The organism is Thermocatellispora tengchongensis (assembly GCF_014202315.1).
Lineage (GTDB): Bacteria > Actinomycetota > Actinomycetes > Streptosporangiales > Streptosporangiaceae > Thermocatellispora > Thermocatellispora tengchongensis.
In genome coordinates this window covers 286,087-310,025 of record NZ_JACHGN010000005.1, presented here as the reverse complement: position 1 = coordinate 310,025, position 23,939 = coordinate 286,087, and the positions used below count along the sequence as shown (strand labels likewise).

Here is a 23,939-nt window from a genome sequence, read left to right as displayed (position 1 = left end):
CGTCGCCGTCCGCGAAGCGGGTTTGTCGCGTGCGGTGCCGCTGTGACCGGGGGTGATGCCACCCGGGTGCGCCTCGCGCAGGACCGTGTCCTCCGTGAGCCTCCACATCAGGCCCGCAGCGGGGGGGGAGTCGTGGGTTCCGGCGCCCGCCGTCATCCCGTCGCGCGGAAGGTCCGGCGTTGCTCCGGCACTCCCGGCCCGGATGGTGACCGTGCCCATGGTGATCGGGAAGGGGATGCTCGGCGCGACGAGCGTGCGTAGAGCGGGGACCGCGTGGGGTATGTGCGTCTCATGGGGGCTTTGGGGCGATGTAGTCGGCGGTGTAGTCGGCGGTGTAGTTGGGGGCTGGCGTGGGGGCTGGTGGCCTGCGGGGTGCTGGCCGGGTGCGGTGCCGGTGGGCCGACGTTCGGGCAGGCGCCGGTGCGCGAGGAGCGGGCCGCGGTGCGGGGGTTGCTGGAGGCGGTGGAGGGGCTGCCGGAGGGGTTCTCCGCCCGGCCTCGTGAGGCGTGGCGCCCGCCGTTCCGGGCCGCCGGTGCGGAGTGCCGGGCGCTGCTGGACGCCGCCGCCGGGCGTCCGCCGGGGGAGCGGCCCCGGGTCCGGGCCGCGGTGGCCTTCGACGGCGATCGGGTCGGCGAGTACGCGAGCGCGGCCGTCGCCGGGTACGCGGGCGGCGCCGGCGACGCCTTCGACGCGCTCAGGGACGCGTTGGACGAGTGCGGCAGGGCCCGGCCCGCTCGCCGCCAGGACCCCGGGCGCGGCACCTCCTTCACCCTGGCGCCGCTGGAGGTGGGGGACCTGGCCGACGGCGCCCGGGGGGCACGGCTGCGGGGAAGGCTCGACGGCTACCCGTACGAGATGCACCTGGTGTTCGTCCACGCCGGTCAGACGCTGATCTCAATGGTGCACACGGGTGTGGACACCGCCGACCCGGCGCGCACCGCGGCCTTCGCCAGGGCCGTCACGGCCAAGGTCACCGGCGAGGCTGAGTAACCTAGAGCCGTGACTGAGGCGACGCTCGACCCCGAGGACAACAAGATCATCACGCTGGCGCGCGCCGCCCGCGCCCGTACCGGCGCCGCCGAGGGGGCCGCGGTGCGCGACGAGACCGGCCGCACCTACTCCGCGACCAACGTCGCGCTGCCCTCGCTGACCCTGTCGGCGCTCCAGGTGGCCGTGGCCATGGCCGTGTCGAGCGGCGCGGAGTCGCTGGAGGCCGCCGCGCTGGTCACCGCGGGCGAGGGGCCGAGCGAGGCCGACCGGGCCGCCGTGACCGACCTCGGCGCGAAGGCCCTGTTCACCGCCGGGCCCGACGGCACGCTGCGATGACCGCGCCGCCGCAGCCCACACTGCCGGGCGAGGCCCCGCCGGGGTTCCGCGCCGGGTTCGCGTGCTTCGTGGGGCGGCCGAACGTCGGCAAGTCCACGCTGATGAACGCGCTGGTCGGCACCAAGGTGGCGATCACCTCGTCCAAGCCGCAGACCACGCGCCGGGCCATCCGCGGCATCGTGCACCGCCCCGACGCCCAGCTCGTCATCGTCGACACGCCCGGCCTGCACCGCCCGCGCACCCTGCTCGGCGAGCGGCTGGACAGCCTGGTGCTGTCCACCCTGACCGAGGTGGACGTGATCGGCTTCTGCGTGCCCGCCGACGAGCCGATCGGCAAGGGCGACCGGTTCATCGCCGAGAAGCTGGCCGCGGTGAAGAAGACCCCGGTCCTGGCGATCGTCACCAAGACCGACCTCGCCTCCCGCGAGCAGGTCGCCGCACAGCTCCTCGCGGTGTCGCAGCTCGCGGAGTTCGCGGAGATCGTCCCGGTCTCGGCGCAGCGCGGCGAGCAGCTCGACGTGCTGACCGGCCTGCTCGTCGATCGCCTCCCCGAGGGCCCCCCGCTGTACGCCGGCGGCGAGCTGACCGACGAGCCCGAGCAGGTCCTGGTCGCCGAGCTGATCCGCGAGGCCGTGCTGGAGGGCGTGCGCGACGAGCTGCCCCACTCGATCGCGGTCGTGGTGGAGGAGATGGCGCCCCGCGAGGGCCGCGACGACCTGCTCGACGTCTACGCCCACATGTTCGTCGAGCGCCCCTCGCAGAAGGCGATCGTGATCGGGCACCGCGGCGAGCGGCTGAAGGAGGTCGGCACCCGCGCCCGCAAGCAGATCGAGGCGCTGCTCGGCACCCGGATCTACCTGGACCTGCGGATCAAGGTCGCCAAGGACTGGCAGCGCGACCCCAAGCAGCTCCGCCGCCTCGGCTTCTACGACTGACGGTTACGACTCATGGCAGGCCGGCGGGCGGCGGCTACGCCAGGCGGCGGCGCAGCTCCACCGCGTCGGGGGCGAGGGCCAAGATCAGCGTGCCCGGACCGGCCAGCGGCAGCACCGCCCGCCCCGGGGCCACGCCCGGCTCCGGGTGCGTGAACCCGGGGCCCGCGACGAGCACGTTCCCCACGCAGCGGGCGTCGCCGTAGACCGCGGGGCTGCCGTCCACGGCCGGGTCGCCCACGGTGAACTCCTGCCGCAGCAGCGGCCGGCCGTCCACCGTGGCGTCGAAGCGGGCGTGGCAGCGCCCGGGGGTCTCGCCGTGCCGGCCGAAGACGATCTCCTCCCGCCAGTACGCCGACGCGTCGGCGTGCAGCGCCAGGCGTACGGTCATGGCGTGGTCGCACCCGGCGGCCAGCACGGTCGGCTCGGGCGCGAACGTGAGCCTGCCGCCCGCCGCGACCTGCGCGGTCACCACCATCGCCGAGCGCCCCGGGCCGGGCAGCACCAGCGTGCTGGCGATCGAGCCCAGCTCCAGGGTGGCGCCCTCGGTGACCAGGATGTCCAGCTCCAGATGGTCGCCGCCCAGCGGGCCCGCCGCGGTCGAGACGAGGTGCACCCGCTCCGGGCCGGTCTGCCGCAGCGTCAAGGGGGGCGCCGAGCGCAGCGTCGTCAGCCGGGTGCGCCCGCCGGGCCCGGCCTCGGCGACGACGGCCGCCCGCGCGTGGATCGAACGCGCGGCCCGGCCCGGTGCGTGCGCCCAGCCCGCCTGGGCCCGGTCCGCCTGCGCCCGGTCATCCCGCGCTCGTTCCGACAGCGCTCGTTCCGGCTGTGCTCGTTCTGACTGGGCCCGGTCTGGTGGCGCGGTCACGCCGTGGAGGTGGTCGGCGCCGGGGCGCGGTGGTGGTGGGCCCAGTCGTGCACCAGCCCGGTCACCCACTCGGCCACCGAGTGCGCGCCCCTGTCCTCGCGCAACGAGGTGAACAGCACCGGCTTGCCGTCGCGCACCGCCGCCGCGTCGCGCGACATCACCGTCAGGTCCGCGCCGACCAGCGGGGCCAGGTCGGTCTTGTTGATCAGCAGCAGGTCGGCCGTGGTCACGCCGGGGCCGCCCTTGCGGGGCACCTTGTCGCCGCCGGAGACGTCCAGCACGAAGATCTGCTTGTCGGCCAGGCCGCGGCTGAACGTCGCGGTCAGGTTGTCGCCGCCGCTCTCCACGATGACCAGGTCGAGCGGGCCGAACCGCTCCTCCAGGCCCTCCACCGCGTCGATGTTGGCCGCGATGTCGTCGCGGATCGCGGTGTGCGGGCAGCAGCCGGTCTGCACGGCGCTGATGCGCTCGGGGTCGAGCACGCCCGCGCGGCGCAGGAAGTCGGCGTCCTCGGTGGTGTAGATGTCGTTGGTCACCACGCCGAGCCGCATCGACGGCCCCAGGGTGCGGCACAGCGCCGCGACGAGCGCGGTCTTGCCGCTGCCGACGGGTCCGCCGATGCCCAGGCGCAGGGCCCGGCCGTGGCCGTCGGGAGCGTGGTGGTGGTCGGCGTGGTTACCGCCCATGGTCGGTACCGTCCTTTTCAAGCGATCGGCAGGTCTATGAGATGAACAGTCGTACCTCGGTGCGGATGTGCTGTTCTGCGAGCAGGTCGAGCGCGGGAGCGGCGTGAGCGGGCAGGCGGGCCGACTCTCCGGCGGCGCAGGCCGACGCGGCGGTGGCCGCCGTGTCCTCCAGCGCCGGGGCCAGGCCGGCGAGCAGGCGGTGGACCTCGACGGGGTCCAGGCCGAGCAGGCGTACGGCGGCGGTGGCGGGGCCGGTGACCGCGTTGTAGGCGGCGGCCAGCGCGGCGTCCCTCGGCGAGCATCCGGTGGCGGCGGCCACCGCGCCCAGCACGACCGGGTGGTGCGGGCTGGGCACCGCCGCCGCCAGTTCGTCCAGGGCGGGCGCCGGCCAGATGCGCCGCGCCACCCGCAGCAGCAGCCGGCCCTGGGTGCGCGCCGCCTCCCGCTGCGCGGGCGATGCCGTACGCGCGTCGGCCTCCGCGTCCAGCTCCGCCCAGCCGGCACCGGAGGCGGTCACCGCCGCGGCGGCCAGCCCGGCCGCGACCAGGCCCGCCGTGGCCAGCCGGCCGCGCAGGAACGCCGCCAGGCTCGCCACGTCGTGCACCGCCCCCGACGCGACCGCCTGCTCCGTGCCGCCCGAGTGGGCGTGCCCGCCCGCCGGCAGCCGGGAGTCGGCCAGGAGCAGCAGCATCGCGTTCATCGTCACCCCGGCTCAGAACAGGAAGTACCGCTGGGCCAGCGGCAGCGACTCGGCGGGGGCGGGTTCGATCAGCTCGCCGTCGATGCGGACCTCGAAGGTGTCGGGGGCCACCTCGATCCGGGGCAGGGCGTCGTTCAGCGGCATCGCGTCCTTGCCGCGCCCGCGCACGTCGAGCACCGGCGCCAGCCTGCGGCGTACGGCCAGGCGGTCGGCCAGGCCGTCCTCCAGCGCCAGCGGCGCCACGAAGTGCACCGAGGTCGCCGCGGCCGTGAGCGGCGCGGCGCCGAACATCGGGCGGGGGAAGACCGGCTGCGGGGTCGGGATGGACGCGTTCGCGTCGCCCATCTGCGCGTACGCGATCACGCCGCCCTTGACCACGAGGTGCGGCTTGACCCCGAAGAAGGCGGGCTCCCACAGCACCAGGTCGGCGAGCTTGCCGGTCTCGACCGAGCCGACCTCGGCGTCCAGGCCGTGCGCCACCGCGGGACAGATCGTGTACTTGGCGACGTAACGGCGGGCGCGCAGGTTGTCGGCCGGGCCGTCGCCCGGCAGCGCACCCCGGCGCAGCTTCATCACGTGCGCGGTCTGCCACGTGCGGATGATCGTCTCGCCCACGCGGCCCATCGCCTGGGAGTCCGAGCCGATCATGGAGATGGCGCCCATGTCGTGCAGCACGTCCTCGGCCGCCATCGTGGACGGCCGGATGCGCGACTCGGCGAAGGCCAGGTCCTCCGGGATCGACGGGCTGAGGTGGTGGCACACCATCAGCATGTCCAGGTGCTCGTCCAGGGTGTTGACGGTGTGCGGCCGGGTCGGGTTGGTCGAGGACGGCAGCACGTTCGCGTACGACGCGACCCGGATGATGTCGGGCGCGTGCCCGCCGCCCGCGCCCTCGGTGTGGTAGGCGTGGATCGTACGATCGCCGATCGCGGCCAGCGTGGACTCCACGAACCCGGCCTCGTTCAGCGTGTCGGTGTGGATCGCGGCCTGCACCCCGGTGGCCTCGCACACCGCCAGGCAGGCGTCGATCGCGGCCGGGGTGGTGCCCCAGTCCTCGTGCAGCTTGAAGCCCGACGCGCCCGCGCGGAGCTGCTCCATCAGGCCCTCGGTGCTGACCGTGTTGCCCTTGCCGAGCAGCGCCACGTTGACCGGCCAGGAGTCCAGCGCCTCCAGCATCCGCGCGACGTACCAGGTGCCGGTGACCGTGGTGGCCTTGGTGCCCTCGGCCGGGCCGGTGCCGCCGCCGATGATCGTGGTCACGCCCGCGGCCAGCGCCTCGTCCAGGATCTGCGGCGCGATCAGGTGCACGTGCGAGTCGATGGCCCCCGCGGTGAGGATCTTGCCGTTGCCGGCCAGGATCTCCGTGGACGGGCCGATCACCAGGCCGGGGTGGACGCCGTCCATGGTGTCGGGGTTGCCGGCCTTGCCGATCGCGCTGATCCGGCCGTCCCTGATCCCGACGTCGGCCTTCACCACGCCCCAGTGGTCCAGGATGACCGCGCCGGTGATGACCAGGTCGGGGGCGCCCTCGGCGCGGGTGGCGCGGGCCTGGCCCATCGACTCCCTGATCACCTTGCCGCCGCCGAACACGGCCTCGTCGCCCGCTCCCGAGGGGCCCATCGCCAGGTCCTCGGTGACCTCGATGAACAGGTCGGTGTCGGCCAGGCGCACCCGGTCGCCGACGGTCGGGCCGTACAGGGCGGCGTAGCGGGCCCGCGACAGCGCGGGGTTCGCCTCAGGCATGCCGGCTCCCGTCCAGAGGTCCGGCCCACTCCGGGCGCAGGCCGGGTACGATGCGGCGCCCGGCGATCGGGACCAGCGTCACATCGCGCTCGACCCCGGGCTCGAACCTGATCGCGGTGCCCGCGGGCACGTCGAGCCGCCACCCCCACGCGGCCTTCCTGTCGAAGGACAGGCCCGGGTTCGCGGCGGCGAAGTGGTAGTGCGAGCCGACCTGGATCGGCCGGTCGGCGGTGTTGGTCACCCGCAACGTCAGCCGCTCCCGGCCGGGGTTCAACGCGACCTCGCCCTCACCGAGCACGTACTCTCCGGGTATCACCGGTCGCTCACCCTCCTCGCCCGCCGCATCGGGTTCACTCCGGGGATCACGGGATCGGCCTGTGGACGGTGACGAGCTTGGTGCCGTCGGGGAAGGTGGCCTCGATCTGCACCGACTCCAGCATCTCGGGCACGCCGTCCATGACCTCGTCCCGGGTGAGCACCTTGCGCCCCGCCTCCATCAGCTCGGCGACGCTCCGGCCGTCCCTGGCGCCCTCCATGAGGAAGGACGCGATGATCGCCGTGGCCTCCGGGTGGTTGAGCCGGAGGCCACGCGCCTTGCGCTCCCGGGCGACCCCGGCGGCGACGTGGATGAGCAGTCGTTCCTGCTCGTGTGGGGTGAGCCGCATGGCCGGACCCTAAGAACCGGCTGTTACCCCGATGTTGCCGCGGCATGTCGTGGCTGTTTCGCCGTGTAACGGCGCACGTGGAGCGCTTGGGGCGCGGTTCCGTTGTGACCGTGAACTTTCGGTAAAAAGCAATTAACAATTACGACCTTCTCAGGAAATTTCCCGAAGTCACCTTGGCGGCAACAGAACGTGCGGGGGCCCACTCGGCAAGGAGGAACTTCGTGCGGAACTCAGCCTGGCGGATCGCATTACCGCTGGCGGCGCTCGTCGTCGCGCTCGGTGCCTGTGGTCCCGGGTCCTCATCCTCCCAGCAAGCGGCCGGCGGCGGTGAAGACGGCATCAAGGTCGGCATTCTGCACTCGCTGAGCGGCACCATGGCCATCAGCGAGGTCACCGTCAAGGACGCCGAACTCCTCGCCATCGAGGAGATCAACGCGGCCGGAGGCGTCCTGGGCAAGAAACTCATCCCGGTCGTGGAGGACGGGGCCTCCGACTGGCCCACGTTCGCCGAGAAGGCCACCAAGCTCATCGCGCAGGACAAGGTCGCCACCGTGTTCGGCGGCTGGACCTCGGCCAGCCGCAAGGCCATGCTCCCGGTCTTCGAGCGGCGCAAGGCCCTGCTGTGGTACCCCGTCCAGTACGAGGGCCTGGAGAGCTCGCCGTACATCTTCTACACCGGCGCCACCACCAACCAGCAGATCGTGCCGGGCCTGGAGTACCTCAAGGAGCAGGGCAAGAAGAAGCTGTTCCTGGTCGGCAGCGACTACGTCTTCCCGCGCACCGCGAACAAGGTGATCAAGGCGTACGCCGCCGCCAACGGCATGGAGGTCATCGGCGAGGAGTACACCCCGCTCGGCCACACCGAGTACAGCACGCTGGTGAACAAGGTCGTGCAGGCCAAGCCCGACGCGGTGTTCAACACCCTCAACGGCGACTCCAACGTGGCCTTCTTCAAGCAGCTCAAGAGCGCCGGCGTCACCGCCGAGGACATGCCCACCATGTCGGTCAGCGTGGCCGAGGAAGAGGTCAAGGGCATCGGCGTGGACAACATCGCCGGGCACCTCGTGGCCTGGAACTACTACCAGACCACCGACACCCCCGCGAACACCAAGTTCGTGCAGGCGTTCAAGGCCAAGTACGGCGCCGACAAGGTCACCTCCGACCCGATGGAGGCCGGATACAACGCCGTCTACCTGTGGGCCGAGGCGGTGAAGAAGGCGGGCACCGTCGAGGTCGAGGCGGTGAAGAAGGCGGCCGGCGGCATCGCCCTGGAGCGCCCCGAGGGCCTGGTCACCATCGACGGCGAGAACCAGCACATGTACAAGACCGCGCGCATCGGGGTCGTGCAGCCCGACGGCCTGATCAAGGAGGTGTGGAACTCCGGCGAGCCGATCAAGCCCGATCCCTACCTGAAGGGCTACCCCTGGGCCGCGGGCCTGGCCTCCGGCTGAGCCCGGTTCCCCGACAGCCCTCCCCAGGACCGGTTCCGGGACCGGGACGTGACCTGATCACGGACATACGCCACCTCTTCGCCCTCGGTCCGCCGGGGCCCCGGCCGTGGGAGGCCGGGGCCGTCGAAGAGGAGGCGACCGTGGCGCGACCCACGCGGCGCGTCCCGGCCCCGGAGCCGAACGACCGGGCCGGCCACGCACGGCCGCCCGGTCCGGCATGAAAGGACGCTGGTGGAAGCCTTCCTCAACCAACTGCCGATCGGGTTGTCGATCGGCGCCGTGCTGCTGCTGATCGCGCTCGGGCTGACGTTCACCTTCGGCCAGATGGGCGTGATCAACATGGCGCACGGCGAGTTCATCATGGCCGGGGCGTACACCGCCTACCTCCTGCAGGACTGGGCCGGCCGGCAGGCGGTGATCGTCGCCCTGCCGGTCGCCTTCGTCGTGGCGGGCCTGATGGGGCTGGCCCTGGAGCGGGCCGCGATCCGGCACTTCTACGGCCGCCCGCTGGACACACTGCTGCTCACCTGGGGCGTGAGCCTGGTGCTCCAGCAGCTCGCCCGCGACCTGTTCGGCGCCCCGAACGTGCAGGTGCAGGCGCCGCAGTGGCTGCAGGGCGGGCTCGGCATCATGCCGTACAACCGGATGTTCATCCTCGCGCTCGCGGTCGGCAGCGTCGTGGCGGTCTGGGCGTACATGAACCGCACCGGGCAGGGGCGGCGGATGCAGGCGGTGATGCAGAACCGCAGGCTCGCCTCGACCAGCGGCATCGACACCGGCCGGGTGGACATGCGCACCTTCTTCATCGGGTCGGGGCTGGCCGGCATCGCCGGTGTGGCGCTCACCCTGATCGGCCCGGTCGGGCCGGCGCTCGGCACGTACTACATCGTGGACGCGTTCCTGGTCGTCGTCGCGGGCGGGCTCGGCCAGCTCCGCGGCGCGGTGATCGCCGCCGCCGGGCTCGGCCTGCTCAACTCCTACGCCGAGTTCTGGACCGACGCCAGCCTCGCCAAGGTCATCGTGTTCGCGGTGATCGTCGCCTTCCTGCAGTTCCGCCCGCAGGGACTGTTCGTCGTCAGGTCGAGGGCCCTCACATGAGCACCGTTGTCACATCGAAGGACGCCTCGGTCGCCCCGCTGCCGCCGGGCAGGCCCTCCTGGCGCGCCCGGCTCCAGGGCCCGGCCGTCTTCACCGCCGTCGCCGTGCTCGCGCTCGTGGTCGCCCCGCTGGTGCTGGAGCCGTTCCGGCTCGGCCTGCTCGCCAAGTACCTCGTGTACGCCATCGTCGCCCTCGGCATCGGCCTGGCCTGGGGGCAGGGCGGCATGCTGGTGCTCGGCCAGGGCGTCTTCTTCGGCCTGGGCGGCTACGCGATGGGCATGTACCTCAAGCTCACCGAAGCCCAGGGCGGCCTGCCCGACTTCATGGTGTGGAGCGGCGTGGAGGAGCTGCCCGCGCTGTGGGCGCCCTTCGCCAACCCGGTCTTCGCGCTGGCCATGGCGGTGGTCGCCCCGGTCGTCGTGGCCGCGCTGCTCGGCGCGCTGGTGTTCCGGCAGCGGGTGCGCGGGGCGTACTTCGCGATCCTCACCCAGGCGCTGGCCGCCGCGTTCGTGATCCTGCTGGTCGGCCAGCAGGGGCTCACCGGCGGCACCAACGGGCTGACCAACTTCTTCGAGCTGTTCGGCCAGGACCTGGCGCTCGACTCCACCCAGCGCGGCCTGTACTTCGTCGTCGCGGTGGTGCTCGGCCTGCTCTACCTGGGCGCCCGGCAGCTCGTGAACTCCCGCTTCGGCCGGCTGCTCGTCGCCGTCCGCGACGGCGAGGACCGGGTGCGCTTCCTCGGCTACAACCCGGCCACGGTCAAGACCGTCACGTTCGCGATCTCCGCGGGCATGGCCGGGCTCGCCGGCGCGCTGTTCGTGCCGGTGGTCGGGATCATCTCCCCGGCGCTGCTCGGCGTGGTGCCGTCGCTGGAGCTGGTGGTCGCGGTCGCCGTCGGCGGCCGGTTCGCGCTGGCCGGGGCGGTGCTCGGCGCGGTCGTCATGAACTACGCCAAGACCGTATTCAGCGAGGAGCTGAGCAGCGCCTGGCTCTACCTCCAGGGCGCGCTGTTCATCCTCGTCATGACCCTCGCCCCCAAGGGCATCATCGGGCTGCTGCGCAGGCGAAAGGAGGCCGCCGGATGAGCGGCGACGACACGGGCGCCGAAGCGCTGCTGGAGATCAGGGACCTGTCGGTGGTCTTCGACGGCTTCCGCGCCCTCGACGGTGTGAACCTCACCCTGGCGCGGGGCGAGCTGCGTTTCCTCATCGGCCCCAACGGCGCCGGCAAGACCACGCTGATCGACGTCATCACCGGACTGACCAGGCCCGCCGGCGGCAGCGTACGGTTCGGCGGCAAGGACCTGGTCGGCCGCAAGGAGCACGAGATCGTCCGGCTCGGCGTCGGGCGCACCTTCCAGACCTCGGTGGTGTTCGAGGAGCTGACCGTCGTGGAGAACCTGGACCTGGCCGCCTCCTTCCGCCGCCCGCTGTGGGCGCTGGCCGGGCGGCGGCGCGGCGTCTCCGAGGCGGTCCGAGCCGCGCTGGCCACCACCGGCCTGGAGGAGCTGGCCGAGCGGCCCGCGCGGGTGCTCTCGCACGGTCAGCGCCAGTGGCTGGAGATCGGCATGCTGATCGCGCAGCGGCCCAGCCTGCTGCTGCTGGACGAACCGGTGGCGGGCATGTCGCAGGACGAGCGCGCCCGCACCGGGGAACTGCTCACCGAGATCGCCGAGGACCACACCGTCATCGTGGTCGAGCACGACATGGACTTCCTGCGCCGGTACGCCTCGCAGGTCACGGTCCTGCACGAGGGCCGGGTGCTGACCGAGGGCTCGGTCGATGACGTGAGCGCCGATCCCCGGGTACAGGAGGTCTATCTCGGACGGGCTCGTGAGGAGGCCACGGATGCTGTCGGTTGAGGGTCTGGAAGCGGGCTACGGCGCCGCCCGGGTGCTGTTCGGCGTGTCGCTGGAGGTGGAGCCGGGGCAGCTCGTCTGCGTGATGGGGCGCAACGGCGTCGGCAAGACCACCCTGCTCGACACCGTCATGGGGGTGCTCCCGGCCACGGCGGGCTCGGTCACCTTCGAGGGGCGCGATGTCACCAGGCTCAGGCCGCACGAGCGGGTCCGGCTCGGCATGGCGTACGTGCCGCAGGGGCACGAGACGTTCCCGCAGCTCAGCGTGCTGGGCAACCTCCAGGTCACGCTGGACGCCTCCCCGCACCGCGACCCGGCCGCGCTGGAGGAGGCCCTGGACGCCTTCCCCCGGCTCAAGCCGCTGCTCAAGCGGCGCGCCGGCTTCCTGTCCGGCGGCCAGCAGCAGCAGCTCGCCATCGCCCGCGCCCTGGTCACCCGGCCCAAGCTGCTGATCCTGGACGAGCCCACCGAGGGGATCCAGCCCTCGATCATCATCGAGATCGAGGAGGCGATCGAGCGCCTGCACGCCTCGGGCCTGGCCCTGCTCCTGGTGGAGCAGTACCTCGACCTGGCGCTGCGCCTGGCCGACCGGTTCCTCATCCTCGACGCGGGCCGCGTGGTGCACGCCGGCGCCGCCGAGGAGCTCAACGGCCCGGAGGTGCACCGGCTGCTCGCGGTGTAGCGGCGGCCTACAGCCGGCCGTCTCCAGCGGCCGGTCTCTACCCGGCCGGTCTCTACCCGGCCGGTCTCTACCCGGCCGGTCTCTACCCGGCCGGTCTCTACCCGGCCGTCTCCAGCCGGCCGTCTCTAGCCGGCCGGCGCGTCCAGGGGGCGCTGCCACTGGTGCCACTCGTCCCGCACCCGGAACCCCATCCGCTCGTTGATCGCGATCATGTGGCTGTTGGAGGCGGCGTTCCAGGTGACGATGTGCTCCACGTCAGGCTCGTGCTCGCGCATCCAGGCGAGGTTGGCCAGCTTCAGCAGCAGGCCGAGGCGGTGGCCGCGGTGGGGGCGCAACACCACCGTGTCGGTCTGCCGCGCCCAGCCGTCGGGCCGGCTGCGGGGCACCGCGAGCGCGGAGTAACCCGCGGGCTCGCCGGTGGCGGCGTGGCGGGCGATGGTCGCGTACATCAGCGTGTCGGCGGCCTCGTTCATCCGCTCCATCGCGAGCACACGCTCGACGTCCCAGTGCTCGCCGGTGACGTCCAGGTCGCCCATCGGCGCGTCGTTCATGCCGTTGATCAGCACCGCCAGGTCGGGGAGCAGCCGCTCCGGCGCCGAACCGCGCCACCGCTCCAGCGTGTAGCCGGCGGCGTGGCGCTCGGCCTCCCGCCTCAGCTCGGCGAGCCGGCCCGGGTCGGCCGCGCGCAGGTCGAGCGCGCGGCGTACCTCGACCAGGCCGGATGAGAAGCCGTGGGCGCGGGCGAAGGCCGCCCCGGGGCCCTGCGCGGGCGACTCGCCCCTCAGCACCCGGCGGCCGTGCGCGCGGGCGACGCCGGTCGCGTGCTCCAGCAGCGCCGAGCCGATCCCGGCCCGGCGCGCCCCGGGGGCCACGACGAGCGTGCGCAGCATCGCCATGTGGCTGTTGTCCTTGTGCGGCAGGCGCAGGGCGTAGCCGCCGGCGACGGCACCGCCGCGCACGAACACGTGCGCGGCCACCGTCTCGTCGTCCCACTGGTCCTCGAACCCGATCGCGAACCGGGCGATGCGGGGGTAGGGGCCGGTGCGGTCGTGCTCGTGCGCCGCCGCGAAGACGGCGTAGAACTCCTCCACCACAGCGCGCTCTGACGGCTCCACCGCGACGATCGTCATGCTCCCAAGCCAACCCCACGGGCGGCCCGGACGCGACCGGTTTTCCGGCGCGTACGTCCGGCGCGGCTACTGCTGGTAGGAGTCCACCTCGTCGGAGGGGCGCACGGCCGCGTCGTCGGGGTTCTGCCCGAACTCGCGGCGGGCGCGGCGCTGACGCAGCAGGTCCCAGCACTGGTCCAGGGCCCGCTCCACCGACCTCATCCGCTCGTTCTCCTCCTCCGAGGACAGCTCGCCGGCGGTCAGCTTGCCGCGCAGCTCGTGCTCTTCGGCGATGAGGTCCTTGATCCGAGAGAGGATCTCGCCGTCTTGCATGACGCCCCCTAGGTCGGCAGTCGCGTACTGCTGCCGACTCTAGCCTGAGGGAGCCCGGAGGCCGGGACGAGGCCGCCGTGCGGGGCGCGGGCAGCGCGGGGCGTCTGCTACGGTGATTAGCGTGCTGCGCGGACTGCTTCTTATGTGCCGCGGCGGGGGCCTGTAACAGGCCGGCTCCCTCGCCGCGGAGCATGTCATGCGCGTCGGCCGTTTTTCGATGACCAGCCGACCGATGACCAGCCGACGAGGAGCACCGAAGCCATGACGGCGTATCCGCAACAGCAGCCCACCTCCATGCCCTACGGCCGTTACGAGCCCTTCCAGCCGATCCGGCTGACCGACCGCACCTGGCCCGACAAGGTGATCACCCAGGCGCCGCGATGGTGCGCGGTGGACCTGCGCGACGGCAACCAGGCGCTGATCGACCCGATGGACTCCCACCGCAAGCTCAAGATGTTCGAGCTGCTGGTGAAGATGGGCTACAAGGAGATCGAGGTCGGCTTCCCCGCCGCCTCGCAGACCGACTTCGACTTCATCCGCAAGATCATCGAAGAGGACCGCATCCCCGGCGACGTGGTGATCCAGGTCCTCACCCAGGCCCGGCCCGAGCTGATCGAGCGCACCTTCGAGTCGATCCGCGGCGCCAAGCAGGCCATCGTGCACCTGTACAACTCCACCTCCACGCTGCAGCGGCGGGTGGTGTTCGGCCAGGACCGCGAGGGCATCACCGCCATCGCCGTCGAGGGCGCCAAGCTGTGCAAGAAGCTCGCCGACGACATGGGCGACACCACGATCTTCTTCCAGTACTCCCCGGAGTCCTTCACCGGCACCGAGCTCGACTACGCCGTAGAGGTGTGCGACGCGGTCAACGAGGTGTGGCAGCCCACCCCCGACCACAAGGTGATCATCAACCTGCCCGCCACGGTCGAGATGGCCACGCCCAACGTGTACGCCGACCAGATCGAGTGGATGAACCGCAACCTGGCCTACCGCGACTCGATCGTGCTGTCGCTGCACCCGCACAACGACCGCGGCACCGCCGTCGCCGCCGCCGAGCTGGGCTACATGGCCGGCGCCGACCGCATCGAGGGCTGCCTGTTCGGCAACGGCGAGCGCACCGGCAACGTGTGCCTGGTCACGCTGGGCATGAACCTGTTCTCCCAGGGCATCGACCCGCAGATCGACTTCTCCGACATCGACGAGGTGCGCCGGATCGTCGAGTACTGCAACCAGATCCCGGTCCACCCCCGCCACCCGTGGGGCGGCGAGCTGGTCTACACCGCCTTCTCCGGCTCCCACCAGGACGCCATCAAGAAGGGCTTTGAGTGGATGGAGCGCGACGCGGCCGAGGCCGGCGTGCCCGTCGACGACTTCCGGTGGGCGGTGCCGTACCTGCCGATCGACCCCAAGGACATCGGCCGCACCTACGAGGCCGTGATCCGGGTCAACAGCCAGTCCGGCAAGGGCGGCGTGGCCTACATCATGAAGTCCGACCACAACCTCGACCTGCCGCGCAAGCTGCAGATCGAGTTCTCCAAGGTGATCCAGGCCCGCACCGACGCCGAGGGCGGCGAGGTCACCCCGGCCGCCATGTGGGAGATCTTCACCGACGAGTACCTCCCCAACCCGGGCAACCGCTGGGGCCGGCTGGGCCTGCTCGCCCACCGCACCGCCTCCACCCTGGACGACAAGGACAAGATCAGCGCCGACCTCCGCGTGGACGGCGAGATCCGCGAGGTCGAGGGCGTCGGCAACGGCCCGATCTCCGCGTTCTGCAACGCCCTGAAGACGATCGGCATCCGGGTACGCGTGCTCGACTACACCGAGCACGCCATGAGCGCCGGCAGCGACGCCAAGGCCGCGTCGTACGTCGAGTGCGAGGTCGACGGCAAGGTGCTGTGGGGCGTCGGCATCGACGCCAACACCACCACCGCCAGCCTCAAGGCCCTGATCAGCGCGGTCAACCGGGCCGGCCGCTAGCCTGCCCGCCCCCATCGGCCCGCCGCGACCACCCGCGGCGGGCCGATGCCGTTCACCTGGCATTTCGGGGTATGGATGCAGCGGTGACGCCGGAGCCGGGGTTCCGGATGAAGACAAGGGGGCTGCAAGTGAACATCGCTTTCCTCGGGCTGGGCCGGATGGGGCGCGAGCTCGTCGTGCACCTGATCGACGCGGGGCACCAGGTCACGGTGTGGAACCGCACGCCGTCCGCGGCCGAGGGCGCCGTCAAACTGGGCGCGGTCGCCGCCGACACCGCTCCGGAGGCCGTCGCGGGCGCGGAGGCCGTGCTCACGGTCCTGTTCGGGCCCGACGCCGTACGCGAGGTCGTGATCGCCCCCGAACTGCCCATCGGCGACGGGGCGCTGTGGGTGGACATCACCAGCGTGGGCCCCGAGGACGCCGCCGCGTTCGCCGACTGGTCCCGCAAGCGCGGCATCCGCTTCGCCCACTCGCCCGTCGTGGGCTCGCTGGCCCCCGCGCGGGCGGGCGCCCTGGGCGTGCTGCTGGGCGGCGAGCCCGACGCCATCGCCCTGGCCCGCCCCATCGTGTCGCTGTGGGCCGCGCAGGGCAGGCCCCGCGTCTACGACACCGCGGCCAAGGCCGCCGCCGCCAAGCTGGTGGCCAACCTGGCCCTGGCGGTCAGCATGCAGGGCATGGTCGAGGCCCTGCGCCTGGGCTGCTCGGGCGGTCTGACCGCCGAGGAGGCCCTGGCCGCCCTCGACGGCACCCCGCTGTCCCGCATCAGGGACATCAAGGGCGAGATCGTACGCGAGGGGGTGTACGACGACACCCAGTTCTCCGCCGACCTGCTGCACAAGGACGCCCGGCTGATGCTGCGCCTGTCGGCGCGCCCCCTGCCCGCCCTCACCGCGGCCTTCACGGCCCTGGACCACGCCTGCCGCACCGGCCACGGCGACTCCGACTTCTCCGTGATCGCCGAACCCGACACGATGGGAGTGTGACGGTCACCCCCACCCCGTACCGCGGCCCCGCCGACCTCAGGGCGATGCAGGACCTCGTCTCCCGCCTGTGGTCCCCGGCGTCGCGATGGCACATCGGCGACCTGGCCTGGGGCCGCTTCCAGCACACCGGCCGCGAGCCGGAGTGGCCGACGACGATCTGGCGCTCCGGCGAGGACGTCCTCGCCTGGGCCTGGATCGAACTCCCGGACCACCTGAACCTGGTGGTCGATCCGGCCCACGCCGGCCTGGCCGGGCAGATCCTGACCTGGTTCACGGAAACGGCGACCGCCGCGACCCTGACCACGGCCGTCTCCGCCGCCGAGGCCCACCTCATCGAGGCCCTGGAACGCCACGGCTTCACCCGGGCCCCGGCCGAGGAGCCGCACTTCGTCCACATGGCCCGCGACCTCTCCGGTGACCTCCCCGAGCCGCGCGTCCCACCCGGCCACACCCTGCGCCACGTCACCGCCCAGGACGTCCCCTCCCGGGTCGCCGCCCACCGGGCCGCCTTCCACCCCAGCCGGGTCACCGAGGAGAGCTACACAGCCGTCCGCGCCGCCTGGCCGTACCGGGAGGAGCTGGACACCATCGTCCTGGCCCCGGACGGCAGCGTCGCCGCGTACTGCCTGGCCTGGCTGGACGAGGCGAACCGGTCGGTCCTGATCGAACCCGCCGGCACCACCCCCGACCACCGCCGCAAGGGCCTGGCCACCGCCGCCTGCCTGTCGGCGCTGCACACGGCCCGCGACCTGGGCGCCGTCCACGCGACGGTGGCCCCCCGAGGCGACACCGCGTACCCGATCCCCCGATCCCTGTACGCCGCCATCGGCTTCCACTCGATCACCCGCACCGCCCACTTCACCCGAGGCAGATGAGTCACGAGGGGGAGCGCAGCGGGGTGCAGGCGTAGTCGTTGGACACGCAGTCCAGCTCCGCGCCCACGACATGCACCATCTTGACGCCGTCCCGCCCCAGCAGCCGCTTCGCGTACGCCGCTCCGACCCCGATCTCTATCGAGCCGTACACCTTCGCGGTGTCGGCCCACTGCCGGAGCTGGGCGAGGCTCAGCCCGAACTGGCGCAGGGTGGGGTCGTCGGCGGGCCGGAGCAGGGACACCCAGGCGTGGAACTGGGCCACCGGGGACACCTCATCGCACGTGGACGGCAGCCCCTTGCTCGCGCATGACCCGGTGGCCCAGTAGAGAGGCTGCCGCACCGTACGCGGCGAGAGGAGCGCCCGCCGGATCTCGCCCCACCCCTCCCGGTTCAGTTCCGCGGGTGACATGCCCCGCTCGAACTCGATGACGAGCGTCAGAGCGGGGCCGGACCCCAGGGTGTCGAGCAGCGCCCTGGCGCGTTCTCGCCGTTCCGCCCCGCCATCGCCGCCGACCAGCCCGAACAGGCGCCTGATCCGGGAAGCGGGAAGATCCGGCAGCACAACCCGCCCGCTCACCGCCGACTGCCGCAACTCCAGGCGGCGCCGCAGCCAGGGGTCGGCGGGGACGCCCGCCCATTGCGGCTCGACGACCACGGGCAGCGACAGCCACTCCTCCCGCCGGACGACCTCGAACGCCTCCCCGAGCTCTATGCGGTAGTCGGGCCTGCTCACCGCCAGCGCGTTCCCGGCGACCATCCGGAACCGCTCGGCGTCCACGGTACCGGCCGGCCGCGGCGCCCTCGCCGGCGCCGGAGAGGAGGACGTGCACGCGGCGAGGGCCGCGATCAGAACGACGGCCATGACCCGGACGAGGGCCGCGCCTGAACAGATAATCGATATCAAGCCCGCTCCCGCGAATCGAGATGCCGGAAATCGACGTGCTCTCCGCCCGCTTTCAGCCCGCCACCCACGGCACCATGTCGATCACCGTCACCGAAGCGACCCGGGGATCTCGGGACACCCGTGCCACCTGGCCGGGCAGATTGCTCATGACGAACCCGTGAATCATTCCAGCGTCGGCCCGGCGGCGCAATTCATCGAGATCGAGCCCGATCTGCTCCAACGCGGGAGCGTCGCCTTCGGTGAGCAGCGACACCCAGATACGAAAGGCGGAAGTCGCTGATCTGCCGCCTTCGCAGAAGCCGAATCCCCGTAGGCCGTCGCAGTTCAGCCCGGGAGAATCCCAGTCCCAACCGAGTGGCTTGCCCGGACCGGCCGGGGAGAAGAACAGCACCTCCGGCGTCGCCCAGAGATCCGCGATTCCGGCCTCCGGAAGCGGGGATCGCAGTTCGACGACCGCCTGGACGGTGAAATCGTCGCGGACCCCGGAAAGCGTCGTAACGGTGTCCTGCTCGCCGGGGGAGCCCGGAATACCCAGGCTCCGGATCACCGCGCTCATCCCCCATTCTCCCAATCGCGGCAGCGCGAGCTCTCCGTCGGCGCTCTGGCCGATCTCATCGGCCCACATCGGGGGGTCGGACACGATTCTGGCCGTGCCGAGGCTGCGTGGCGCCAGCCCGATGGGAACGGAACGGTGAAATGGCGACACTTCGGGGCCGCAGGCCGGCTTCCGGTGCTGATACTCCCAATGCGGGCGGTAGTCGGGGTTGGCCACCGACAGGCCGTTCAGCACGACGAGCCGGAACCTGTCGCAATCGATGACGCCCGGCTCCGGTGCGCCGCCGGGTGAGGAGCAACCGGACAGGGCCGCGAGCAACGCCAGAACGCTCAGGAGGCGTGCCGGCCGCGCCCGTGACCGGCGCCGTCGTGCGCGCACGCTCATGCCGCTGGGGGAGGCTCGGCGTCGATGAGACGCGTCGCCCGTACCCCGGGGTGGCCGGAGATCCGGTGGCGCGGCGAGTGCCGGTGAATCGGTGCTCGTCAATCGGGACACCCGGTTCCGGTGGTCGATGATCTGGGGGCTGGCGCCTTTCTCCGCGCCGCACGAATCGTAGCCCTCGAAGTCGCGACGTATCATCGATTTCACGGCAAAGGCCCTTGCCGTGCGGGGGAGGGCCGGTCCGGGATGACGAGGCGGACCGGCGGACACCCGCCGATGCCCACCGGCATACCTTTCAACCGGTCCTACGAGGGAAGCGGGCCGAGAGCCGGGAAATGGGCGACCGTCGTGCCAGGTCGTCCTGATCGCGTATTGCGCGACCTTCCCCTTGCGGCGACAAGGCGGTTATAAAGGCACAGAGAATCGGGATCGGGGTTTCCGTGGAAGGCCGGTCATCCGGTACGAGCGGCGCCGTGGGAAAGGAGAGGGAGTTCTGCTGGATTTCCTCCTGGCGGGTGGGGGGAGGTTCACTGTTCGTCGGGTGTCAGGCGGTTGTTGTGCCGGGGATGCCGATGAAGGCGGCCATGCGGGTCATCGTGTGGTCGAAGAGGGCGTCCCTGGCGTAGATGGCGTTGTTGAACTGGCCGAACAGTTCGAAGTTCACCATGCCGAACAAGGTCGTCCAGGCGGTTACGGCGCGGGCCACGAGGTCGTCCGGGACGCCGGGGATTATTTCGCGCAGGCGGTCGGCGTCTTCGGTGAAGACGGCGGGGGGCTGGGGGCCGAGTTCCGGTGGGGTGAGGGCGCCGGCGTGGTGGGCGTCGGAGATTATGCGGCCGTAGACGACCGTGTCGCGGATGGCGGCCGGGACGGTGTCGGTGGGGGCGTGGTAGCCGGGGACCGGGGAGCCGTACAGCAGGGCGTACTCGTGGGGGTGGTTGAGGGCCCAGGTGCGGACGGCGCGGCAGCATGCCAGCCAGCGGGCCAGGTAGTCGTCGCGGGGGCAGGTGGCCTCGGCCTGCTCGACGGCCTCGCCGATCGCGTTGTAGCCGTCGATGATCAGGGCGGTGAGCAGGTCGTCGCGGCTGGGGAAGTAGCGGTAGATCGCCGAGGAGACCATGCCCATCTCGCGGGCGACCGCGCGTAGCGAGAGGCCGGCGGCGCCCTCGGTGGCGAGGTGGCGGCGGGCGATGTCGGTGATCTCGCGGATCAGCTCGGCGCGGACCCGTTCCCTGGCGGTTCGGCTGGCGTTCATGTGCTCACTTTAGCAGAGCGGTGAGTTTTTTCAAGAGCAGTGCTCTTGACGATGGGTGCTCATGCATGAGAGCGTTGCTCTTGTCAGCGAACGATGGCCTCACAAAGGAGCGTTGGTCATGGGAAAGCATGTCGTGGTGGGGGCCGGGCAGGTCGGGGCCGAGCTGGCTCGGGAGCTGGTGCGGCGCGGGCACGAGGTCGTGATCGTCAGCCGGTCGGGGTCGGGGCCCGAGCTGGCGGGGGTGCGGCGGGTCGCGGCCGACGCCGGCGACCGGGAGCGGCTGGCGGCCATCGCCGAAGGGGCCGAGACGCTGTACAACTGCGTCAACCCGAAGTACCACCGGTGGATGCCCGACTGGCCGCCGATGGCCGCGGCCCTGCTGGGGGCGGCGGAGGACACCGGGGCCGGGTACGTCATCCTCGGCAGCCTGTACGGTTACGGGCCGGTGGACGGGCCGATGACCGAGCGGACCCCCCTGAAGCCGTCCAGTGAGAAGGCGGAGGTGCGGGTCGCGATGTGGCGGGATGCGCTGGCGGCGCACGAGGCGGGGCGGGTGCGGGTGACCGAGGTGCGCGGCTCCGACTTCTACGGGCCCGGCTGCCGCGACCAGTCGCACCTGGGCGACCGGTTCATCCCGCGGCTGCTGGCCGGCAAGGCGGTCCGGCTCACCGGCGACCCCGACCAGCCGCACTCCTGGACGTACGTGCCCGACGTCGCCGCCGCGCTCGCCATCGCCGGGACCGACGAGCGGGCGTACGGGCGGGCCTGGCACATCCCGACCGCGCCCCCGGCGAGCTACCGGGAGCTGGCCGAGCGGGTGTGCGCGATGGCCGGGCTGCCCGCGCCGCGCGTGGGCGGGCTGCCGCAGTGGCTGCTGGACATGCTGGGCGTGGTGAACCCGATGATGGGGGAGATCAAGCACGTCCGCTACCAGTTCGACCACCCGTTCGTGATCGACTCCACCGACTTCCAGCAGACCTTCGGCATGCGGCCCACCCCGATCGACGAAGGGCTGCGGGCCACCCTGGAGTGGTGGCGGGGGCAGGAGCGGACCGCCGCCGCCTGACCGGCCCGCCCCTATGGGGAGGCGGGCGCGCGGCGGTCCCTTTGGGTCAGCCGTGCCCGGCCAGGTCGCACGCGGCGGTCCCTCCGGGTCAGCCGTGTCCGGCCAGGTCGCGCGGGATGCGGGTGATCAGGGAGTAGCCGTTGGGGGCCGCGTACGGGTTGGAGGAGGACGCGACCCCGGCGATCATGCCGTCGTGCACGGCCGGGCCGCCGCTGTGCCCGGCCACGATCTGGCAGTTGCGGGTGATCAGCATCCCCGGGCCCTCGCCGCCCGACTCGGTGGCGTCGCCGGTGCAGCGGTACAGGTCGTCGCCGGTGTAGCCGGCCTCCGACGGGTAGCCGAGCAGGTCCAGGCCGAGGAGCGGCTGCCCGCGGTGCGTCGGGTACGGGCGCAGGCCGCGCCCGGTGACGTCCTCCAGCCGCTTGCCCTCCGGGCCGGGGGCCAGCCGGACCAGGCCGATGTCATAGGGCAGCACCTCGGTGGAGTACGGGCGGGTGCGCCACTGCCGCGGCACCCACAGCCGGGCCGCGCGCCACACGCCGTACGGGATGTCGCCCTTGTGCGCCGCGCCGTACGCCGGGACGAACGTGACCCGCTCGAACCAGCGCCGCTCCGCGCCGTGGTTGTAGAACAGGCAGTGCGCGGCGGTGACGGCCAGGTCGCGCCGGGGCGAGCGGAGCACCGCCGCGCCGCAGGTGCGGTGACGCCCGGTGACCGGGTCGAGCGACAGCAGCACCCCGGTGAGCCGCTGCGCCCGGCGCTGCGTGTACGGCCGGGGCACCTTCGCGTAGCCGTACCGGTCGCCGTCGCGGGTGATCACCAGGCTGCCGGGGACGCTGGGCGGCCCCTCCGCGGCCGCCGGGGCCACTGCGGGGGTGTACGGGGTCATCAGCAGTGCGGCGCCCGCGCAGGCGGCGCCCAGTCCCTTGGCGATCACGAGATCCGGTTACCCTGCGTGATCGCGCGCATGCGTCACGCAGGGTAAAGATCCGGCACAGGGAACGGCCTACGGGTACAGGCCGCGCACGCGGTGCGCCTCGGCCACCCGGCCGACCCCGATCATGTGGGCCGCGTCGCGCAGCGAGATCCCGCGCTGGGCGGCGGCCTCGCGCACCTCGCCGAACGCGTCGCGCATCAGCTCGCGCAGCCTGCGCTCGACCTCGCCGGAGCTCCAGGAGCAGGCCTGCGTGTTCTGCACCCACTCCAGGTAGGACACGATCACCCCGCCCGCGTTGGCGAGGATGTCGGGGACGACGGTGATCCCGGCGTCGGACAGGACCCGGTCGGCCTCGGGCGTCGTCGGGCCGTTGGCGCCCTCGACCACGAGCCCGGCCCTGATCCGGGACGCGTTGCCGGCGTGGATCGCGCCTTCGAGCGCGGCCGGCACCAGGACGTCCACGTCCAGCTCCAGCAGCTCGTCGTGGCTCAGCGCGTCGGCGCGAGGGTAGCCGCGCACGCCGCCCGCCTCGGCGTGGTGCTCCAGCAGCGCGCCGACGTCGAGCCCGGACGGGTCGGTCACCGCCCCGGTCGCGTCGGAGACCGCGACGATCCGGCAGCCGGCGGCGGCGAGGCTGCGGGCCGTGAGCGCCCCCACCTTGCCGAACCCCTGCACGGCCACGGTGACGCCCTCGGGGTCGCGTCCGTCGAGCGCCGCCAGAGTGGCGATCTGGACGCCGAGCGCGGTGGCCCCCGCCAGGCCGAGCGAGCCGCCGAGCACGGGCGGCTTGCCGGTGACGATGCCCGGCACCGAGTAGCCCGCCTTCACCGAGTAGGTGTCCATGATCCAGGCCATGGTCTGCTCGTCGGTGCCCACGTCGGGGGCGGGGATGTCCTGCTCGGGGCCGATCAGCGGCAGTATCTCGTTGACGTACCTGCGGGTCAGCCGCTCCAGCTCGCGGGCGGTGAGGGCGGCCGGATCGACGGCCACGCCGCCCTTCGCCCCGCCGTAGGGCAGGTTGACCAGCGCGCACTTCCAGGTCATCCACATGGCCAGGGCGGTGACCTCGTTCAGGTCGGTGGCCGGGTGGAACCGGATGCCGCCCTTGGCGGGCCCGCGGGAGACGTTGTGCTGGACCCGGTAGCCCCGCACCACCCGCACGCTGCCGTCCTCGCGGCGCACGGGCACGGCGACCATCAGCGAGCGGCGGGGCGTGGCGAGCATCGCCCGCAGCCCGTCGTCCAGACCGAGGAGGTCGGCGGCCCGGCCGAGCTGGTGCAGGGCGGAGTCGAGGGCCTGGCGGCCCGGGGGGACCGGAAGGTCGGGGATGATCGAGGGGATCGGCGGTGCTTGCGATGAGGTGGCCGGCGTCGTTGACGGCACCATGACGGTCATGGAGATCCTCCATCTGGGCGGGGCCCCTTTGCCCCGCTCATCGGGTGCTGGCGGCGGGACGCGGCCCCGTTGCCCCGTCCCCCCGTCCATTGTTCTCGATCAAAGCCGGTGATCCGGCGTTTGGGAACGTGCCACCATGGCACGGTTCGGGCGGGC

The 23,939-nt window shown here is 72.4% G+C and carries 25 protein-coding genes; 12 read left to right on the top strand and 13 right to left on the bottom strand.

Annotation, left to right across the window (positions count from 1 at the left end):
- Positions 1-360 precede the first annotated feature (360 nt).
- The 3 genes from HNP84_RS54940 to era are packed head-to-tail and all read left to right on the top strand — an operon-like array spanning position 361 to position 2,261.
- Entirely contained in the window at positions 361-990 is a 630-nt protein-coding gene (locus tag HNP84_RS54940) for a hypothetical protein (RefSeq protein ID WP_185050018.1), read from the top strand.
- Between the two features lie 9 nt (positions 991-999).
- Positions 1,000-1,326: a cytidine deaminase-like protein gene (locus tag HNP84_RS13545; RefSeq protein ID WP_185050017.1), complete on the top strand. Its 327-nt coding sequence runs from the start codon at positions 1,000-1,002 to the stop codon at positions 1,324-1,326.
- Positions 1,323-2,261, top strand: coding sequence for a GTPase Era (gene era, locus HNP84_RS13540; protein WP_185050016.1), 939 nt, complete (start codon positions 1,323-1,325; stop codon positions 2,259-2,261). Before HNP84_RS13545 ends, era begins: the two co-directional genes overlap by 4 nt.
- A 34-nt stretch (positions 2,262-2,295) precedes the next feature.
- On the opposite strand, the gene HNP84_RS13535 is transcribed toward era, so the two are convergent.
- Genes HNP84_RS13535 through HNP84_RS13510 form a run of 6 tightly spaced genes read right to left on the bottom strand, consistent with a single transcriptional unit; the run spans position 2,296 to position 6,920 of the window.
- A complete protein-coding gene (locus HNP84_RS13535) occupies positions 2,296-3,126 on the bottom strand; it encodes an urease accessory protein UreD (protein WP_312924679.1) in 831 nt (276 codons plus the stop codon).
- The gene (ureG, locus tag HNP84_RS13530; protein WP_185050015.1) at positions 3,123-3,812 is read right to left on the bottom strand and encodes an urease accessory protein UreG; all 690 of its coding nucleotides are present in this window, start codon (positions 3,810-3,812) and stop codon (positions 3,123-3,125) included. The genes HNP84_RS13535 and ureG overlap by 4 nt, the downstream gene beginning before the upstream one ends.
- 34 nt (positions 3,813-3,846) lie before the next feature.
- A complete protein-coding gene (locus HNP84_RS13525) occupies positions 3,847-4,503 on the bottom strand; it encodes an urease accessory protein UreF (protein ID WP_246518114.1) in 657 nt (218 codons plus the stop codon).
- A 21-nt stretch (positions 4,504-4,524) separates the two neighbouring features.
- A complete protein-coding gene (locus HNP84_RS13520; RefSeq protein WP_185050013.1) occupies positions 4,525-6,255 on the bottom strand; it encodes an urease subunit alpha in 1,731 nt (576 codons plus the stop codon).
- Positions 6,248-6,571, bottom strand: a complete 324-nt coding sequence (locus HNP84_RS13515; RefSeq protein ID WP_185050012.1) for an urease subunit beta — start codon at positions 6,569-6,571, stop codon at positions 6,248-6,250. Before HNP84_RS13515 ends, HNP84_RS13520 begins: the two co-directional genes overlap by 8 nt.
- Positions 6,572-6,617: 46 nt before the next feature.
- Positions 6,618-6,920, bottom strand: coding sequence for an urease subunit gamma (locus tag HNP84_RS13510; protein WP_185050011.1), 303 nt, complete (start codon positions 6,918-6,920; stop codon positions 6,618-6,620).
- A 221-nt stretch (positions 6,921-7,141) separates the two neighbouring features.
- Between HNP84_RS13510 and urtA the strand changes: the two genes are divergently transcribed.
- From urtA to urtE, 5 genes are all read left to right on the top strand, one after another.
- Positions 7,142-8,371, top strand: coding sequence for an urea ABC transporter substrate-binding protein (gene urtA, locus HNP84_RS13505; protein WP_185050010.1), 1,230 nt, complete (start codon positions 7,142-7,144; stop codon positions 8,369-8,371).
- A 231-nt stretch (positions 8,372-8,602) separates the two neighbouring features.
- Positions 8,603-9,469 (top strand): urea ABC transporter permease subunit UrtB, encoded by an 867-nt coding sequence (gene urtB / locus HNP84_RS13500; protein ID WP_185050009.1) that lies wholly within the window; start codon positions 8,603-8,605, stop codon positions 9,467-9,469.
- Complete coding sequence (gene urtC, locus HNP84_RS13495) at positions 9,466-10,554, top strand: urea ABC transporter permease subunit UrtC (RefSeq protein ID WP_185050008.1); 1,089 nt, start codon at positions 9,466-9,468, stop codon at positions 10,552-10,554. Before urtB ends, urtC begins: the two co-directional genes overlap by 4 nt.
- Complete coding sequence (gene urtD / locus HNP84_RS13490) at positions 10,551-11,330, top strand: urea ABC transporter ATP-binding protein UrtD (protein ID WP_185050007.1); 780 nt, start codon at positions 10,551-10,553, stop codon at positions 11,328-11,330. Before urtC ends, urtD begins: the two co-directional genes overlap by 4 nt.
- Positions 11,317-12,009, top strand: coding sequence for an urea ABC transporter ATP-binding subunit UrtE (gene urtE / locus HNP84_RS13485; protein WP_185050006.1), 693 nt, complete (start codon positions 11,317-11,319; stop codon positions 12,007-12,009). Before urtD ends, urtE begins: the two co-directional genes overlap by 14 nt.
- 125 nt (positions 12,010-12,134) lie before the next feature.
- On the opposite strand, the gene HNP84_RS13480 is transcribed toward urtE, so the two are convergent.
- Complete coding sequence (locus tag HNP84_RS13480; RefSeq protein ID WP_185050005.1) at positions 12,135-13,139, bottom strand: GNAT family N-acetyltransferase; 1,005 nt, start codon at positions 13,137-13,139, stop codon at positions 12,135-12,137.
- Positions 13,140-13,205: 66 nt separating this feature from the next.
- Complete coding sequence (locus tag HNP84_RS13475; protein ID WP_185050004.1) at positions 13,206-13,451, bottom strand: DUF2630 family protein; 246 nt, start codon at positions 13,449-13,451, stop codon at positions 13,206-13,208.
- Between the two features lie 261 nt (positions 13,452-13,712).
- Between HNP84_RS13475 and leuA the strand changes: the two genes are divergently transcribed.
- From leuA to HNP84_RS13460, 3 genes are all read left to right on the top strand, one after another.
- Positions 13,713-15,431 carry a 2-isopropylmalate synthase gene (gene leuA, locus HNP84_RS13470; RefSeq protein WP_185050003.1) on the top strand — a complete coding sequence of 573 codons (1,719 nt, stop codon included), beginning with the start codon at positions 13,713-13,715 and terminating at the stop codon, positions 15,429-15,431.
- Positions 15,432-15,559: 128 nt separating this feature from the next.
- The gene (locus HNP84_RS13465) at positions 15,560-16,414 is read left to right on the top strand and encodes an NAD(P)-dependent oxidoreductase (RefSeq protein WP_185050002.1); all 855 of its coding nucleotides are present in this window, start codon (positions 15,560-15,562) and stop codon (positions 16,412-16,414) included.
- Positions 16,411-17,289 carry a GNAT family N-acetyltransferase gene (locus tag HNP84_RS13460; protein WP_185050001.1) on the top strand — a complete coding sequence of 293 codons (879 nt, stop codon included), beginning with the start codon at positions 16,411-16,413 and terminating at the stop codon, positions 17,287-17,289. The genes HNP84_RS13465 and HNP84_RS13460 overlap by 4 nt, the downstream gene beginning before the upstream one ends.
- A gap of 1 nt (position 17,290) precedes the next feature.
- On the opposite strand, the gene HNP84_RS13455 is transcribed toward HNP84_RS13460, so the two are convergent.
- The 3 genes from HNP84_RS13455 to HNP84_RS13445 form a co-directional block, all read right to left on the bottom strand.
- Positions 17,291-18,151, bottom strand: a complete 861-nt coding sequence (locus HNP84_RS13455) for a hypothetical protein (protein ID WP_185050000.1) — start codon at positions 18,149-18,151, stop codon at positions 17,291-17,293.
- Positions 18,152-18,245: 94 nt separating this feature from the next.
- A complete protein-coding gene (locus HNP84_RS13450; RefSeq protein WP_185049999.1) occupies positions 18,246-19,067 on the bottom strand; it encodes a hypothetical protein in 822 nt (273 codons plus the stop codon).
- A gap of 607 nt (positions 19,068-19,674) precedes the next feature.
- Positions 19,675-20,385 (bottom strand): TetR/AcrR family transcriptional regulator, encoded by a 711-nt coding sequence (locus HNP84_RS13445; protein WP_185049998.1) that lies wholly within the window; start codon positions 20,383-20,385, stop codon positions 19,675-19,677.
- Positions 20,386-20,503: 118 nt separating this feature from the next.
- Between HNP84_RS13445 and HNP84_RS13440 the strand changes: the two genes are divergently transcribed.
- Entirely contained in the window at positions 20,504-21,451 is a 948-nt protein-coding gene (locus HNP84_RS13440) for an NAD-dependent epimerase/dehydratase family protein (RefSeq protein WP_185049997.1), read from the top strand.
- Between the two features lie 88 nt (positions 21,452-21,539).
- Here the strand turns inward: HNP84_RS13440 and HNP84_RS13435 are convergent, their stop codons facing one another.
- Both HNP84_RS13435 and HNP84_RS13430 read right to left on the bottom strand, forming a co-directional pair.
- Positions 21,540-22,388, bottom strand: a complete 849-nt coding sequence (locus HNP84_RS13435) for a trypsin-like serine peptidase (RefSeq protein WP_185049996.1) — start codon at positions 22,386-22,388, stop codon at positions 21,540-21,542.
- 69 nt (positions 22,389-22,457) lie between these two features.
- Positions 22,458-23,783 carry a Glu/Leu/Phe/Val family dehydrogenase gene (locus HNP84_RS13430; protein WP_185049995.1) on the bottom strand — a complete coding sequence of 442 codons (1,326 nt, stop codon included), beginning with the start codon at positions 23,781-23,783 and terminating at the stop codon, positions 22,458-22,460.
- Between the last annotated feature and the right edge of the window lie 156 nt (positions 23,784-23,939).

What these genes read in the sequence shown, in the direction of transcription:
- urtC (WP_185050008.1), top strand. Translation starts at nt 9,466, where the DNA reads ATGAGCACCGTTGTCACATCGAAGGACGCCTCGGTCGCCCCGCTGCCG.
- HNP84_RS13510 (WP_185050011.1), bottom strand. Translation starts at nt 6,920, where the DNA reads ATGCGGCTCACCCCACACGAGCAGGAACGACTGCTCATCCACGTCGCC.
- leuA (WP_185050003.1), top strand. Translation starts at nt 13,713, where the DNA reads ATGACGGCGTATCCGCAACAGCAGCCCACCTCCATGCCCTACGGCCGT.
- HNP84_RS13480 (WP_185050005.1), bottom strand. Translation starts at nt 13,139, where the DNA reads ATGACGATCGTCGCGGTGGAGCCGTCAGAGCGCGCTGTGGTGGAGGAG.
- HNP84_RS13525 (WP_246518114.1), bottom strand. Translation starts at nt 4,503, where the DNA reads ATGCTGCTGCTCCTGGCCGACTCCCGGCTGCCGGCGGGCGGGCACGCC.
- urtE (WP_185050006.1), top strand. Translation starts at nt 11,317, where the DNA reads ATGCTGTCGGTTGAGGGTCTGGAAGCGGGCTACGGCGCCGCCCGGGTG.
- ureG (WP_185050015.1), bottom strand. Translation starts at nt 3,812, where the DNA reads ATGGGCGGTAACCACGCCGACCACCACCACGCTCCCGACGGCCACGGC.
- HNP84_RS13445 (WP_185049998.1), bottom strand. Translation starts at nt 20,385, where the DNA reads ATGAACGCCAGCCGAACCGCCAGGGAACGGGTCCGCGCCGAGCTGATC.
- HNP84_RS13430 (WP_185049995.1), bottom strand. Translation starts at nt 23,783, where the DNA reads ATGACCGTCATGGTGCCGTCAACGACGCCGGCCACCTCATCGCAAGCA.
- HNP84_RS13440 (WP_185049997.1), top strand. Translation starts at nt 20,504, where the DNA reads ATGGGAAAGCATGTCGTGGTGGGGGCCGGGCAGGTCGGGGCCGAGCTG.
- HNP84_RS13475 (WP_185050004.1), bottom strand. Translation starts at nt 13,451, where the DNA reads ATGCAAGACGGCGAGATCCTCTCTCGGATCAAGGACCTCATCGCCGAA.
- urtD (WP_185050007.1), top strand. Translation starts at nt 10,551, where the DNA reads ATGAGCGGCGACGACACGGGCGCCGAAGCGCTGCTGGAGATCAGGGAC.
- HNP84_RS13520 (WP_185050013.1), bottom strand. Translation starts at nt 6,255, where the DNA reads ATGCCTGAGGCGAACCCCGCGCTGTCGCGGGCCCGCTACGCCGCCCTG.
- era (WP_185050016.1), top strand. Translation starts at nt 1,323, where the DNA reads ATGACCGCGCCGCCGCAGCCCACACTGCCGGGCGAGGCCCCGCCGGGG.
- HNP84_RS13455 (WP_185050000.1), bottom strand. Translation starts at nt 18,151, where the DNA reads ATGGCCGTCGTTCTGATCGCGGCCCTCGCCGCGTGCACGTCCTCCTCT.